This window comes from Sulfitobacter sp. G21635-S1 (assembly GCF_027213915.1).
Taxonomy (GTDB): Bacteria; Pseudomonadota; Alphaproteobacteria; order Rhodobacterales; family Rhodobacteraceae; genus Sulfitobacter.
In genome coordinates this window covers 43,982-57,352 of sequence record NZ_JAPWGV010000025.1, presented here as the reverse complement: position 1 = coordinate 57,352, position 13,371 = coordinate 43,982, and the positions used below count along the sequence as shown (strand labels likewise).

The window sequence follows — 13,371 nt, the reverse complement described above, 5'->3', positions numbered from 1 at the left end:
CAAAAAATCTCTTTGCGTTTTGAAAAACCTGTGCAAACCTGAGGTTGAGTTCAACAAATGTAAAGGAGGTGATCCAGTGTCAAGAAAGGTATTGGAGCGAGGTGTCGGAACAGCTTGGAGGACCTCCTGCTAGGGCAGCCCCTGGCAGCTGAAATCCCGAGTGGACAGACGGTCTAACCGACCCACCTCCTGAAACCATTCGCCAAACCGACAATTGGGCCGCTCCGACCGGGGCGGCCCTTTTCATGTTCAATTCGCCCGCGCCAGATGCAAAGATACGAAAATGCTGAGGATCACCGATACCATCGCCATTCAGGACTGGGAGCTCACGGAGAATTTCGTGCGCGCCTCTGGTCCGGGCGGCCAGAACGTCAACAAGGTGGCAACCGCCGTCGAACTGCGTTTCGAGGCGGCAACTTCGCCCTCCCTGACCGGCCCCGTGAAAGCGCGCCTGCGCCGTCTTGCCGGGCGCCGCTGGACGAACGAGGGCGCGCTGATCCTGCAATGCGATGAAACCCGCAGTCAGGCCCGGAACAGGGATATTGCCCGCGACCGTCTGGCCGAGCTGATCAAAAAGGCCCTGACCCCGCCCAAGCGCCGCATCCCCACACGCCCGACGCTGGGATCAAAGAAGCGCCGCCTGAAATCGAAAAAGGTCCGGGGAGAGGTCAAGGCCATGCGGGGCAAGGTCGACCCATTGGATTAAAGGTGATGCATGATGCTTCAGGTATTTCGTCAGGTGCCATGATCCCTGCGCAGGATGTAGATATCCATGATCCATCCATGCCGCGCCCGCGCCTCGGCCCGCATCTGAACGATCCGCTCCGCGACGTCGGCCAGCGGGCCTTCGCAAACGATCTGCTCCGGCATGCCGACGTATCCGCCCCACCAGATATGCACCCCTCCGGAGTCGATATCGGCAAAGGCGCAGGTGCCGTCCAGCATCACCACCAGCGTGTCGATCCCGTCAGGCCAGCCCGCATCCCGCAAGCGCCGTCCCGTTGTCACGACAAAGGGCGCCCCGATCTCGTTGACCGGAATGGCATGGGCCGCTGTCAGCGCCTGCAATGACGTGATGCCGGGGATCACCTCGACCTGCGGTGGCGGGTCCAGCCGCGCGGCAATCCGCAGGGTGCTGTCGTAAAGCGACGGATCGCCCCAGACCAGCAGCGCCACCCGTGCCGCCTCCGGTTGCTCTGCCATCGCTCCGCGCCAGGCCTCGGCAATCGCGTCATGCCAGTCATCCACCCGACGCCGGTAATCCGCTGTTGCCGCGTTGCGGGCCGGCAAGTCGAATTCCACGAGACGCGTGGCCTCGTTTTCCAAAACCTCGTCGCAGATGGCGCGGCGCAGCTCTGCAAGGTCATCCTTGCCCGGTCCCTTGCGCGGGATCAGGATCAGGTCCTGCGCGTTGATCGCCCGGATGGCCTGCAACGTCAGATGCTCGGGGTTGCCCGTGCCGATACCGATCAGGGTCAGTTGCACCGCGCTCATCCCGGAATCCGCGCGATGGCTTTCATCCGCAACCCGCCCAGCACCCGCGCATCTGCAAAAGTGCCATCGGATGATGCCGCATATAGTGCCGCAAACCGTTGCAGATCCCCCAGATCATCCGACGTGATGTCGCCAAACAGATAGGCCACCTTGCCCGTCACCCGAAAGGCAACGGTCTGCGGCCGGGTGCAGCCGGACATGCAGTCGATCTGCTTCACCTCCTCTTCCGGCAGGCCACGGCGCATCATCTCGACAAAACCCGTGCCTTCCGGACAGGAACCGCAGACAAACACCGTCACAACCCCGGCTCCGCCAGCGCGCCGTAATAGATCAGCGCCGGTGTGGTGCTGGTGGTTGTCTCCAGATAGGCCGCAAGTGTCGCGATGGTGAACCACTGCAGCTTTTCCGCTGGCGTCGACACCGCCTCGGCCAGCAGGGCAGGGGTATCGGGGGACAGCCCATGGTCCAGCAGGCGCACCGCCAGACCCGGAAAGGTCCGCTTGCCCATGTAGATCACCGTCGTGGCCAGCGGATCGGCCAGGGCCGCCATGTTCACATCGGGCGGCAGGTCGCCGGTCACATCCGCACCGGTGATGAACTGCACCCGCCGCGCCGTCAGCCGCCGGGTCAGCGGGATGCCCGCAACCGCAGCCCCGGCAGAAGCCGAGGTGACACCGGGTATGATCTCGAACGGGATGTCGGCAGCACGCAGGGCGGTGATTTCCTCCTCCAGCCGGCCAAACATGCCACTGTCGCCGGATTTGAGCCGCACGACACGCATGCCCGCGGCGGCGTGGTCCACCAGAACCCGGCTGACATGATCCTGCTTGGGCGAGGCCCGTCCGGCGCGTTTGCCCACGCCGATCAGATCGGCATCTGCATGGGCATGTTCCAGAATCGGCCCCGAACTGAGGTCGTCGAACAATACCACCTCGGCCTTTTGCAGCCGGTCCACCGCCTTGACGGTCAGCAGCTCCGGATCACCGGGGCCGGAAGAGACAAAAGAAACAAAACCGCTCATCAGCCGTCACCGATCATGTGAAAGAACGTACCTGTCGCAACGCCGCCCCCCTCGAACCGGCGCACCGATCCGGTTTCCGGCACCTCCAGATCGTTGCTGTCGGTGATCCGGGCCAATGGCGCGTCGGGCTCTTCGAGGATGGTGGCATAGTGAAACTCATGCCCGCGCAGACGCCCCCGTATGGTCTGGCCGGGAATGGCCGCGTTCAGCTCGGCCTTTCGGTAGCCGAGGTGCATCTTCCGCTTGGCAAAGGATGTTTCCAGCCCCAGCAACCCAACCATACGGTGGCGAATGCCGTCCTTGTCCACCAGCCCGGCCCCCATGGCCATATAGCCACCGCATTCGCCATGGACCGGCCTGGTCTGCGCAAACTCGATCAGGCCTGCGCGAAATCTCTCTGCCCCGGCCAGCTTGCCCGCGTGCAATTCGGGATATCCGCCCGGCAACCAGCAGACATCGGCACCGCTGTCCGGTGCTTCATCCGCCAGCGGCGAAAAGGGCATCACTTCTGCTCCGGCGGCGTGCCATCCGGCCAGCAGATGCGGATAGACAAAGGCGAATGCATTGTCCTGCGCCAATGCAATTCTCTGTCCCGGCGGGACGATCTTTGCCGGTGGTGGCGCCTTCGACAATGTGCCTGCCGCCGCTGCGCGCAGGGCCGTCAGATCAACATGTTCAGAGATGAATGCAGCGGCATCGGCCAGGATCTGCGGCAGGTTTTCCTGCTCGCCTGCCTGTACCAGCCCCAGATGCCTTTCGGGCAGTTCGACCCCGTTCTGCCGGGGCAGGGAGCCCAGCACCCGAATGCCCACCTGTTCCATGCCTGCGCGCACCAGCGTATCATGCCGGGGCGAGGCGACACGGTTCAGCACCACGCCTGCCAGGGTCACATCCGGCCGCATGTCGCGAAACCCGCGTGCAGTGGCCGCAACGGATTGCGCCGCTCCGGAGACATCCAGCACCAGCACCACGGGCCAGCCCATATGCGCCGCAATGTCGGCGCTGGCCCCGTTGCCACAGGCCCCGGGAACGGCCACGCCATCGAACAGCCCCATCGACCCTTCCGCCAGGATCAGGTCCGCCCCGGTGGCGTTGCCCACCAGCCCGTCAATCACGGCGCGGTCCATCGACCAGCTGTCAAGGTTATAGGAGGCCAAACCAGACGCCGCCGTATGGAACGCGGGATCAATGTAGTCCGGCCCGCTCTTGAACGGTTGCACCTTCAGCCCCTGCGCCCGGAATGCCGCCAGCAGCCCCAGCATCAGCGTGGTCTTGCCCGTCCCCGAGGAGGGGGCAGAGATCATCAGCCCGGGCGGGATCATTCCGCCGTCTCCGGAAAACGCGGATCGGTGCCGACCGGTCGGAACCGACGGTCGTAATCGCCGGCGTAAAGCCTGCTCTCGCCGAAATCCTCTGCCCCGATCGCATGGCCCACGAGGATCAGCGCCGTGCGCTCCATCTCTTCGCCGATGGCGGTCTGCAGGGTGGCAAGGGTGGCCTTGACCACCCGCTGATCCGGCCAGCTTGCCCGCCAGACCACGGCTACCGGACATTCCGCGCCATAATGCGGTGTCAGGTCGGCCACCACCTTTTCCAGCACATGAACCGACAGGTGGATCGCAAGCGTCGCGCCGGTGCGCGCAAAGTTCTCCAGCGCTTCGCCCTCCGGCATCGCGGTCGCACGGCCCGAAGTGCGCGTCAGCACCACCGACTGCACGACACCCGGCAGGGTCAGCTCCGCGTTCAGCGCCGCAGCGGCGGCGGCAAAGGAGGGTACGCCCGGTGTCACGTCATAGGGAATATCCAGCGCCTGCAACCGGCGCAGCTGCTCGCCCATCGCGGACCAGACCGACAGGTCGCCGGAATGCAGCCGCGCAACGTCATGGCCCGCCGCATGGGCAGCTGCAATTTCCGCAACGATCTCGTCCAGCGACATCCGCGCGGTGTTCACGATCCGCGCGCCATCCGGGCAGTGCGCCAGCAAGGCCTCGGGCACCAGCGACCCGGCATAGAGGCACACGGGACAGGCCGCGATCAGGTCACGTCCCCGCAATGTGATCAGGTCAGGCGCGCCGGGGCCTGCGCCGATGAAATGAACTGTCATGTTTTCCTTCTCAACTTTCAGCAAGGGCCGCCGTGGCCATACCATCGCCCGACACGACCCGTTGCGCAACCAGCCGCGCCTGTGGCCCTGCTGCGGCCAGCGCCGCGGCCTCTGCCAGCGATCCGGTGCCGAACCGGTCCTGCATCCGTTCCGATTGCGTCGGGGTGATCATCTGTCCCAGGTCCTGCGCCGTAATGCCCAGACCGGGCAGACCCAGCACCTGCGCGAACTCGCGAAACACTTTCTCCCGCGCCTTGGCGGCTTCGGTCACCACCGCGTCAATGCCGCCGCCCCCTGCCGCGTCCAGAACCTGCTGCAACGCATCCTGAAGGCTGGCCAGATCGGCTGCCGCGCGAAACCCGATGCCGACAACCCTCACAGGACCACGCTCCATTGCACCACCGGGCGCGCGGCCTGCCAGCCGCGCAGACGGCCCAGCGGTGCCGCTTCCGCCAGCTCGATCCGCAGCAGGCTGCCACCCCTTTCACCATGCAAACGGGCGAACCGCGCCTCGGTCTCCAGCGTGACGCCATTTGCGACCAGCCGCGTGCCCCTGGGCAAAATGTCGAACAGCGCCCCGAACAATGCGTCACTGCCGCCACCCCCTACGAACACCGCATCCGGCGCCGGGCGGTCCGCGATCAGCGCGCGCACATCCCCGTGATGCACCGTCAGGCGATGGGAAAGGCCGAACTGACTGGCGTTGCGGATGATATTATCGGCCCGCGCCTCATGCTGTTCGAAGGCAATCGCCAGCCCCCCGGCCAGGCACCATTCGACCGAGATGGAGCCGGACCCGGCACCGATATCCCACAGAACCTCTCCCGGACGCGGGGCCAGTGCGGACAGGGTCAGGGCCCGAACGGGCCGCTTGGTGATCTGGCCGTCATGGGCAAAAAGATCATCCGGCAGGCCGGAACTGCGCGGCAGGCCCACCCCGGCGGGCAGCGCCACCGCGACAGCCACGGGGGCCGCAACATCAGTCAGGTCATAGGCTTGCGCGGTGGTTTCCCGCACCCGCTGCTCCGCGCCGCCCATACGTTCGCAGACATGGATCCGGGCCTGCCCCGCGCCTTCTTGGGTCAGCCATTGCGCCAGTTCGGCAGGGGCGGCACCGTCACGCAACAGGCAGATGAACCGCGCCTCGGGTGTCAGCACCGCGCGCAATTGCGCAAGTGGCGCGGCATGCAGGCCGTGGCAGGTCACATCCTCCAACCGCCAGCCCAGCGCGCCTGCCACCCATGAAAACGTCGAGGGCGCGGGCAGCACGCACCATTCGCCAGGATCCAGATGCGCCGACAGGCTGCCGCCCGCCCCGAACCAGAACGGATCGCCAGAGGCCAGCACGACAACCCGCCGCCCCTTTGCCGCCAGCACCGGCCCAACCGAAAACGGCACCGGCCAGGGCGCTCCCCTGCCCCCTGCGTTTACCAGATCAAGATGCCGGGGCCCGCCAAAGATCACCTCGGCGGCGTCGATCGCAGCCTGACTTGCGGGGGGCAGCTGCGCTGCGCTATCGTGCGGCATTCCAACGATGCTGAGCCACGGGTCACCCATCATGCACATCCTTTTGCTGGGCGGCACAACCGAGGCCAGCCAGATGGCCAGACAACTGGCCGAGGCCGGGATGAACGCCACGTTCTCCTATGCCGGACGCACGCAATCCCCGGCCGCGCAACCGCTGCCGCAGCGCACGGGCGGTTTCGGCGGTGTGCCGGGGCTGACGCGATACCTGCGCGACGCGGGCATCACCCATGTGATCGACGCCACCCATCCTTTTGCCGCAGGAATGAGCCGCAATGCCCATGCCGCCTGCACCGCGACGCAGACACCGCTGATCCGGCTGGAACGTCCGCCCTGGCAGGCCGGGCCAGGCGATGACTGGCAGCAGGTCGCGACAGTCGAAGACCTGCCCGCCGCGCTGCCGCACAAACCGTCCCGCGTATTTCTGGCGATTGGCAAGCAGCAGATCGGCCTTTTTGCGGCGCGGCCGCAGCACCATTACCTGCTGCGCCTTGTCGATGCGCCCGAGGCACCGCTGCCGCTGCCGGATACCGCCGTGATCCTGGCGCGTGGCCCCTTCGCGCTGGCGACAGACACCGCGCTGCTGCGCGATCATGCGATCACCCATGTGGTCTGCAAGAATGCCGGCGGCAGCGGCGCACGCGCCAAGATTGACGCGGCCCGCGCCCTGGGCCTGCCCGTAATCATGGCCCAGAGGCCCGCCCTGCCCGGCAACACCATCGCGCATGACGTGGCGCAGGTGATGTCCTGGCTGACTCATGTGGTCGAACGCGGCGTATAGACGTAGCGCCCGACAACCCGCGTCTGCGAATTTCCCAGCAGCACCACGGTCTGCATATCCGCCATCTCTGCCGTCGCCTCGGCCAGTGTCACGGTGTTCAGCGCCTCGTCCGGGCGGCTGATCGCGCGGGCAAAGGTCACCAGCCGTTGCGGTGCGCATTCCTCGCGCAGGATCGCCAGGGCATCGCCAAACTGGTGGGGGCGCGACCTGGAACGCGGGTTGTAGAAGGCCATGGCAAAATCGGCCTGCGCGGCCAGCCGCAGGCGGCGTTCGATCACCGACCAGGGCTTGAGGTTGTCGCTGAGGTTGATGGCACAGAAATCATGCCCCAAGGGCGCACCCGCGCGGGCAGCGGCGGCAAGCATCGCGGTGATGCCGGGCAGCACCCGAATGTCGGCATCCGCGAACTGCGGCTTGCCTTCCAGCGCCTCGAAGACAGCAGAGGCCATGGCAAAGACCCCCGGATCACCGCCCGACACCACCGCCACGCGACGGCCCTCGGCGGCAAGCGTCAGGGCATGGGTGGCGCGGTCGATCTCGACCCGGTTGTCGGTTGGATGCAGGGTCAACCCGTCACGGGGCGCCACGCGCTTCACGTAAGGTATATAACCGATCACGTCGGTAGCCTCGGCCAGCATTGCCGTCACTTCCGGTGTGACCAGATCATCCCGGCCCGGCCCAAGGCCCGCGATGGCAACCCAGCCTGTCATGTCGGCACCCCGGCTTCCGGCCTGCGGCCCTGTCCATGCACCAGCACAATCGCGAAATAGGGACAATCATCGTCATCCACATCAGCCAGCCGCACAACACGCTGACCCGCCATGGTCCCTTTTTCCACCAGCCAGGCATCCTCAAGCCGTCGGGTGGCGACAAGGGCCGCGCGCACCCGCGGCATGTTGCGCCCGGTTTTCATGATCACCAGCGCATCGGCGCGCTCCATATGCGCCACAAGGTCCGCATCAGGCAAGGTGCCCATCAGGACGGACATCACATCATCCCCCCAGGTAAAGGGCATGTCCAGCGCGTTCCAGCAGCCCACCATGCCGGGGATCGCCGGCAGAACCTCGACCTCTGCCCGGCCCTGAAGCCGCGTGTGCAGATGCATGAAGGAGCCGTAGAAGAATGGGTCGCCCTCACAGAGCACGACCACCTCGTGATCGCGCGCCAGTTCGGCCAGCCGGTCGGCCCATTCGGCGTAGAAATCGACCATGAGGTCGCGATATTCCGCACTGTCAAAGCGCAGCTCGGTGGTGACGGGATATTCCATCGGATATTCGACCACATCATCGCGCAGCATGTCGCGGACGATGGTCCGGGCCTGTCCGGCGCGACCCTTCTTGCGGAAATAGGCGACATGGCGGGCGCCCCGGATCACCCGATCCGACTTCACGCTCATCAATTCGGGGTCGCCGGGGCCGAGGCCCGCGCAGATGATCCTGCCCATGCCTATTCCACCCTGCTGGCGAGCGCATTCACCGCCGCGACAGTGATCGCCGAGCCGCCCAGCCGCCCCTGCACGATCATCGACGGCACCGGCAGGTCGGCCATCAGGGCATCCTTGCTTTCCGCCGCACCGATAAAGCCGACAGGGCACCCGATGATCGCAGCCGGGCGCGGGCAAGCGGGGTCTTCAAGCATGTTCAGCAGGTGAAACAGCGCCGTGGGCGCATTGCCGATGGCCACCAGCGCCCCGGCCAGCTGCGGCCGCCAGAGTTCGAGCGCGGCGGCAGAGCGGGTGTTGGCCATCGCGGCGGCCATCTCCGGCACACGCGGGTCGCGCAGGGTGCAGATCACCTCGTTTTCGCGCGGCAGACGTTTGCGGGTGATCCCCTCGCTGACCATATAGGCATCACAGAGGATCGGCGCGCCATCCTCCAGCGCCGCGCGGGCGGCAATTGCCATACCGGGGGAAAAGCGCAGATGTTCTTCCAGCCCGACCATCCCGGCGGCATGGATCATGCGCACCGCGACGATCTCTTCCTCGGGCGTGAAACGCGCCAGCGCCGCCTCCGACCGGATCGTGGCAAAGGACTGGCGGTAAATCTCCGCGCCATCGGTGATGTAGCTGTGGGGCATTCAGATCGCCTTGATAATGTCTTCGGGAGTGAGGGAGGTCGCCTCCGGCGCATCGCCGGCGCGTCCCTGACGGATCAGGTCGAAACCATCGCGGGTGGCCGTCACCGTCAGCGGCGCGGGCCGGGCGTGGGCACAGCCCTTGGCACAGCCCGACATATGCAGCAGGCTGCCGGGGGGAACATGGGGTGCTAGGCTGCGCGCGACGGAGCGGGTCTTTGCCAGCCCCTGCGCACAACGCGGCGCGCCGGTGCAGGCGACCACACGCAGCAGCGGATCATCTGGGTCGGTGATCACACCGCGCACCTTGGGCAGCTTGCGCGCGCTTTCCACCAGCAACATCCGCCAGGGGGTCATCCGCAGGCCCCCCTGCTTGGCAAGACTTGCCAATGTCTTGACCTCCAGTTGGCCAAAGGCAAGGCCGACCATCGCCCCCAGCGGGGTATAACCGGGTCGTGGCAGGTAATCCTGACGCTGACGCGGTACGATGAACCCGCCGGGCAGCGCGACACCCCCGGCCAGCAGCGCGGCCATGCGGCTATGATCGCCCCGCATCTCGACGAACCACCGCGCCAGCGCCATGGCCTCTGCCACGACTGTCCCGGAAGCGACGGGCTTGCCCTTGTCGAACCCATCCGCAACAAGGATCAGACCACCACCCGCGTCCCGTTCCAGCCGGATATCTGCCGAAGCGGTCTGCAACACCGGCGCGCGGCCCGTATCCACGGCAAAACCGAACTTGCCCGGAATCCGCGGCGCATCCGGCTGCGCCAGCGCCTCGGTCAACGCGGCGGCAAAGCCCTCTGTTTCCTCGCCCGTCTGCCAGAAGGGGGTGACCAGCACATTGCGCCGGCTTTCGATCTCGGCATCCGCATCCACCAGCGACATCGCCCCCAGACCGGTGATCAGCGCCGCAAGCCTGTCCTCCCGCACGCCCCGGATCTGCAGGTTGCCCCGGCTCGACAGGTCGATCAGCCCGTTGCCATGGGCGGCGGCCAGCGTCGCGATGCCATCGGCCTGTGCCCGGCGCAGACGTCCGTTGAAAGGGCGCACCCGCACCACCAGACCGTCGCCCGACATCATCGGGCGCAGCGCGCCTGGGCAATATCCCTTGACCACAGGCGCGGTCATTCGGCTGCGTCCATCTGGGCAGAAATCGAATTGCGCCGTGTGACCCAAAGGCCCGCATCGCGCAGCGCCACAAAACGGGCGCGCATTTCTGCCAATGCCTTGGGGTTTTCGCGTTCCATAAACTCCATCAAATCCTCCCGGCCCATCGTCGCATCGAAATATAGGTCGAAAAGATGCGCAGGCACGGCCCGCGTGAGATGCGCGAAGGCGGCCAGATTGTCCAGCGTTGCGGCGACCTCTGCCGCACCCCTGAAACCATGGCGCATCATGCCGCTGGCCCAGTCCGGATTCGCGGCACGGGCACGCACCACGCGGGCAATCTCCTCGGCCATGGTGCGGGCGCGGGGGGCGCCGATGACGGTGCTGTCAACATGGTACATCGCAGGCTGCACCGCCCCCAGATGTGCCATGGCGGCGGCAAATCCACCCTCGTGGCTGGCATAATCCGACGCCAGCAGCAGATCGCTTTCGGTGAGGTCCTGCACATGGGCGAAACTGTCGGCTCCCTGCAACCGCGCCTCCAGAGCAGCGCGGTCCTGATGCGACACGCCCTTTGCGTCGATGGACCATTCGGAGGCTTTCAGCCAGGCTTCCCCCGCTGCCGCGCGCCCCTCGTCGGAATAATCCAGCATCGCGGCTTCCATGTTCATGCCATACAACCCCGGCTTGGGGCCAAAGACACGCGGCGTGCGGGTCAGATAGGGGTTCATGTCGGGCGCTTCTTCGCGCTCGGCCAGGGCGGCGGCCCCAGCCTCGAACAGCTGCGACAGGCCCGGAAAGACATCCCGGAACAGGCCAGAGACACGCAGGGTCACGTCAATGCGGGGCCGGTTCAGCAGGGTCAGCGGCAGCACCTCGAAACCTGATACCCGCTCTGACCCTTCGTCCCACTTCGGGGCCAACCCGGCCAGATGCATCGCCATGGCAAGCTCTTCTCCGGCGGTGCGCATGGTGGCGGAGCCCCAGAGGTCGACAACCAGCCCGCGCGGATAATCGCCCTGGTCCTGCAGATGGCGGCGGATCAGTTCTTCGGCCAGTTTGACGCCTTGCGCATAGGCCGCGCGGGTCGGCACGCTGCGCGGGTCCACGGCATAGAGGTTGCGCCCCGTGGGCAATACGTCGGACCGCCCCCGATAGGGCGAACCGGAGGGGCCGGCCGCAACACGCCGCCCGTCAAGCGCGGCCAGAAGGCCTGCGTTTTCGCCGTCACCGGCACCAAAGATGTGCAGCCCGTCCCCATATTGGCTTTCCTTGATGTCACAGACGAAACGGTCGATCCGGGTGATGGCCTCCGCCGCGCTGGTGGCATCGTCCATGCCCAGATCATCCTCCACCCCTGCGGCCCGTGCCTCTGACCGGATGGTGTCGATCAGCCGGTCGCGGCGCGCCGGGTCCAGCCCGTCAGCGGTGGAATATTCGTCCAGCAGTCGCTCAAGCTGCAACAACGCCTGCGGCGTTTCGCTCTCCTTCATCGGTGGCGGCAGGTGGCCGAGGGTCACCGCCCCGATGCGCCGCTTGGCCTGCGCAGCCTCGCCGGGATCGTTGACGATGAACGGGTAGATCACCGGCATCGGCCCGGTCAGGACTTCGGGCCAGCAGTCCCCCGACAGCGCCACCGCCTTGCCCGGCAGCCATTCCAGCGTGCCATGGGCGCCGATATGCACCAGCGCATCGATGCCCTGGGCGCGCAGCCAGAGGTAGAAGGCCACGTAGGAGTGGCGCGGGATGCGGGCGAGATCGTGATAATCCGTATCGCGGGCCGCAATGCTGCCCCGCTCGGGCTGCAGCGCGACCAGCGCGTTTCCGCAGCGCTGCGCGGGAAAATGAAACGCTCCGTCCCGGTAGAGCGGGTCATCTTCCACCGGCCCCCATGCGGTGTTCAGATCCTTCAAGAGCGTGTCGGGAAGACATGTCAAATATGACATGTCACCATCGACAGGCCAGGAAATCGTGTTCTGGTTCAATGACTTGCCAAAGCCGATGGCAGGTTCCACGCCATAGCCCGCATCGGCCAGGGTCAGCAGCATATCCTCGGTCGAGGCCAGGGCATCGAGCCCGACCGCATGGGCGATCTGATCTTCACGGCCCGGATAGGTGGACAAGACCAGCGCCAGCTTGCGGTCCCTTGCCGGTGTCCGCGCCAGCCGGTGCCAGCCCGCCACCCGGTCCACCACCGCATGGATCCGTTCGGCATTTGCCCGGTGGGCAAAGCGCGAGAATTGCAGGTGCGGGTCCTTCTTTTCCGGCGCCTTGAAGCTGACAACCCCGGCAAAGATGCGCCCGTCCACCTCTGGCAGCACCACATGCATGGCAAGGTCCGCAGGCGACAACCCCCGCTCGGCCTCGGCCCATTCCTTCTGACGGGCCGTCGACAGCGCAACCTGAAACACCGGGCAGCCGGGGCCATCCAGCGGCGTTGTGCCGTCCTCCCCCCGTCCGGAGAATGCCGTGGCGTTGACGATGGCACATGGGCCCAGCCGCGCCAGCGTCTGATCCAGAAAGGCGCGCCCGGTCTCGGACTTCAGCGAGGGCACGAAAAGACCCACAGCCGTAAACCCCCGGTCACGCAGCGCCATGATCAGCGCATCCACCGGCGCGGTGTCGGCGGCAGTCAGGTAGCTGCGGTAGAAGGTGACAGCGACCACATCGCCGGTGACATCGGCAAAGGGGATGACGCCCTGTTCCGGATCATAGATCCCGCAGTCCGGCACCGTCTTGCTCCCTGGCACCGGGCCCGCATAGAACCCAGCGGCCAGCGCGAGCTGCGCCAGCGCCGCCTGCGCCGCCACGGCACCCCCCGCGTCGCAGAGATGCGACAACCGCCGCAGGGTCGACACCGGCAGCGTCGAATAGCTGTCCAGCGTCGGGTCCTCGCGCCCGTCTGCGGGCAGCACCGCCAGCGCGATGTCGTTGCGCCGGGCGAAATCCTGCACCTGCATGATGCCATAGGGCCAGTAGTTCTCGCCCCCGATCAGCCGGATCAGGATGCCCCTGGCCCCGGTCAGCGTCTGTTCGACATAATTGTCCACCGACGCCGGGTGCCGCAGCGCCACAAGATTGCACAGCCGCAGCGTGGGCAGCTTGCCTTCAGGCCCGCCACCCCGGTGCCAGCCCGCCGCGAAGGCGCCGAGGTCACTGTCGGAGAACGAAAGCACCACCAGATCCGCAGGCGTCTGGCCCGGATCAAACGGGGTTTCGCTGTCCTCCAGCCCGTGGCTTTCGCGAAAGACGACGTGCATGGTG

General features: G+C 66.3%; 14 protein-coding genes. 2 read left to right on the top strand and 12 right to left on the bottom strand.

The window, feature by feature from the left end; all coding sequences use genetic code 11:
• The first annotated feature begins 283 nt into the window (after positions 1-283).
• Positions 284-706: an alternative ribosome rescue aminoacyl-tRNA hydrolase ArfB gene (arfB, locus tag O4H53_RS20790; protein ID WP_269366885.1), complete on the top strand. Its 423-nt coding sequence runs from the start codon at positions 284-286 to the stop codon at positions 704-706.
• A 29-nt stretch (positions 707-735) separates the two neighbouring features.
• Here the strand turns inward: arfB and cobF are convergent, their stop codons facing one another.
• Genes cobF through cbiE form a run of 7 tightly spaced genes read right to left on the bottom strand, consistent with a single transcriptional unit; the run spans position 736 to position 6,176 of the window.
• A complete protein-coding gene (gene cobF / locus O4H53_RS20785; protein ID WP_269366883.1) occupies positions 736-1,494 on the bottom strand; it encodes a precorrin-6A synthase (deacetylating) in 759 nt (252 codons plus the stop codon).
• Positions 1,491-1,793, bottom strand: a complete 303-nt coding sequence (locus O4H53_RS20780) for a DUF1636 family protein (RefSeq protein WP_269366881.1) — start codon at positions 1,791-1,793, stop codon at positions 1,491-1,493. The genes cobF and O4H53_RS20780 overlap by 4 nt, the downstream gene beginning before the upstream one ends.
• Positions 1,790-2,515 (bottom strand): uroporphyrinogen-III C-methyltransferase, encoded by a 726-nt coding sequence (gene cobA, locus O4H53_RS20775; RefSeq protein ID WP_269366879.1) that lies wholly within the window; start codon positions 2,513-2,515, stop codon positions 1,790-1,792. Before cobA ends, O4H53_RS20780 begins: the two co-directional genes overlap by 4 nt.
• Positions 2,515-3,837 (bottom strand): cobyrinate a,c-diamide synthase, encoded by a 1,323-nt coding sequence (locus tag O4H53_RS20770; RefSeq protein WP_269366878.1) that lies wholly within the window; start codon positions 3,835-3,837, stop codon positions 2,515-2,517. Before O4H53_RS20770 ends, cobA begins: the two co-directional genes overlap by 1 nt.
• A complete protein-coding gene (cobM, locus tag O4H53_RS20765) occupies positions 3,834-4,619 on the bottom strand; it encodes a precorrin-4 C(11)-methyltransferase (protein WP_269366876.1) in 786 nt (261 codons plus the stop codon). The genes O4H53_RS20770 and cobM overlap by 4 nt, the downstream gene beginning before the upstream one ends.
• Positions 4,620-4,629: 10 nt before the next feature.
• Entirely contained in the window at positions 4,630-4,998 is a 369-nt protein-coding gene (locus tag O4H53_RS20760) for a cobalamin biosynthesis protein (RefSeq protein ID WP_269366873.1), read from the bottom strand.
• Positions 4,995-6,176, bottom strand: coding sequence for a precorrin-6y C5,15-methyltransferase (decarboxylating) subunit CbiE (gene cbiE, locus O4H53_RS20755; RefSeq protein WP_269366871.1), 1,182 nt, complete (start codon positions 6,174-6,176; stop codon positions 4,995-4,997). Before cbiE ends, O4H53_RS20760 begins: the two co-directional genes overlap by 4 nt.
• Before the next feature lies 1 nt (position 6,177).
• Between cbiE and O4H53_RS20750 the strand changes: the two genes are divergently transcribed.
• Positions 6,178-6,924: a cobalt-precorrin-6A reductase gene (locus tag O4H53_RS20750; RefSeq protein WP_269366868.1), complete on the top strand. Its 747-nt coding sequence runs from the start codon at positions 6,178-6,180 to the stop codon at positions 6,922-6,924.
• On the opposite strand, the gene cobJ is transcribed toward O4H53_RS20750, so the two are convergent.
• The 5 genes from cobJ to cobN are packed head-to-tail and all read right to left on the bottom strand — an operon-like array spanning position 6,900 to position 13,367.
• Complete coding sequence (gene cobJ / locus O4H53_RS20745) at positions 6,900-7,634, bottom strand: precorrin-3B C(17)-methyltransferase (RefSeq protein WP_269366866.1); 735 nt, start codon at positions 7,632-7,634, stop codon at positions 6,900-6,902. The two genes, O4H53_RS20750 and cobJ, sit on opposite strands and share 25 nt — an antisense overlap.
• Complete coding sequence (locus O4H53_RS20740; protein WP_269366864.1) at positions 7,631-8,368, bottom strand: precorrin-2 C(20)-methyltransferase; 738 nt, start codon at positions 8,366-8,368, stop codon at positions 7,631-7,633. Before O4H53_RS20740 ends, cobJ begins: the two co-directional genes overlap by 4 nt.
• A 2-nt stretch (positions 8,369-8,370) precedes the next feature.
• On the bottom strand, positions 8,371-9,000 hold the full coding sequence (locus O4H53_RS20735; RefSeq protein ID WP_269366863.1) for a precorrin-8X methylmutase: 630 nt from the start codon (positions 8,998-9,000) through the stop codon (positions 8,371-8,373).
• Entirely contained in the window at positions 9,001-10,128 is a 1,128-nt protein-coding gene (gene cobG, locus O4H53_RS20730; RefSeq protein WP_269366861.1) for a precorrin-3B synthase, read from the bottom strand.
• On the bottom strand, positions 10,125-13,367 hold the full coding sequence (gene cobN / locus O4H53_RS20725; RefSeq protein ID WP_269366860.1) for a cobaltochelatase subunit CobN: 3,243 nt from the start codon (positions 13,365-13,367) through the stop codon (positions 10,125-10,127). Before cobN ends, cobG begins: the two co-directional genes overlap by 4 nt.
• Positions 13,368-13,371 lie beyond the last annotated feature (4 nt).

What these genes read in the sequence shown, in the direction of transcription:
- cobA (WP_269366879.1), bottom strand. Translation starts at nt 2,515, where the DNA reads ATGAGCGGTTTTGTTTCTTTTGTCTCTTCCGGCCCCGGTGATCCGGAG.
- O4H53_RS20735 (WP_269366863.1), bottom strand. Translation starts at nt 9,000, where the DNA reads ATGCCCCACAGCTACATCACCGATGGCGCGGAGATTTACCGCCAGTCC.
- O4H53_RS20740 (WP_269366864.1), bottom strand. Translation starts at nt 8,368, where the DNA reads ATGGGCAGGATCATCTGCGCGGGCCTCGGCCCCGGCGACCCCGAATTG.
- cobF (WP_269366883.1), bottom strand. Translation starts at nt 1,494, where the DNA reads ATGAGCGCGGTGCAACTGACCCTGATCGGTATCGGCACGGGCAACCCC.
- arfB (WP_269366885.1), top strand. Translation starts at nt 284, where the DNA reads ATGCTGAGGATCACCGATACCATCGCCATTCAGGACTGGGAGCTCACG.
- cobM (WP_269366876.1), bottom strand. Translation starts at nt 4,619, where the DNA reads ATGACAGTTCATTTCATCGGCGCAGGCCCCGGCGCGCCTGACCTGATC.
- cobG (WP_269366861.1), bottom strand. Translation starts at nt 10,128, where the DNA reads ATGACCGCGCCTGTGGTCAAGGGATATTGCCCAGGCGCGCTGCGCCCG.
- O4H53_RS20770 (WP_269366878.1), bottom strand. Translation starts at nt 3,837, where the DNA reads ATGATCCCGCCCGGGCTGATGATCTCTGCCCCCTCCTCGGGGACGGGC.
- cbiE (WP_269366871.1), bottom strand. Translation starts at nt 6,176, where the DNA reads ATGGGTGACCCGTGGCTCAGCATCGTTGGAATGCCGCACGATAGCGCA.
- O4H53_RS20750 (WP_269366868.1), top strand. Translation starts at nt 6,178, where the DNA reads ATGCACATCCTTTTGCTGGGCGGCACAACCGAGGCCAGCCAGATGGCC.
- cobJ (WP_269366866.1), bottom strand. Translation starts at nt 7,634, where the DNA reads ATGACAGGCTGGGTTGCCATCGCGGGCCTTGGGCCGGGCCGGGATGAT.
- cobN (WP_269366860.1), bottom strand. Translation starts at nt 13,367, where the DNA reads ATGCACGTCGTCTTTCGCGAAAGCCACGGGCTGGAGGACAGCGAAACC.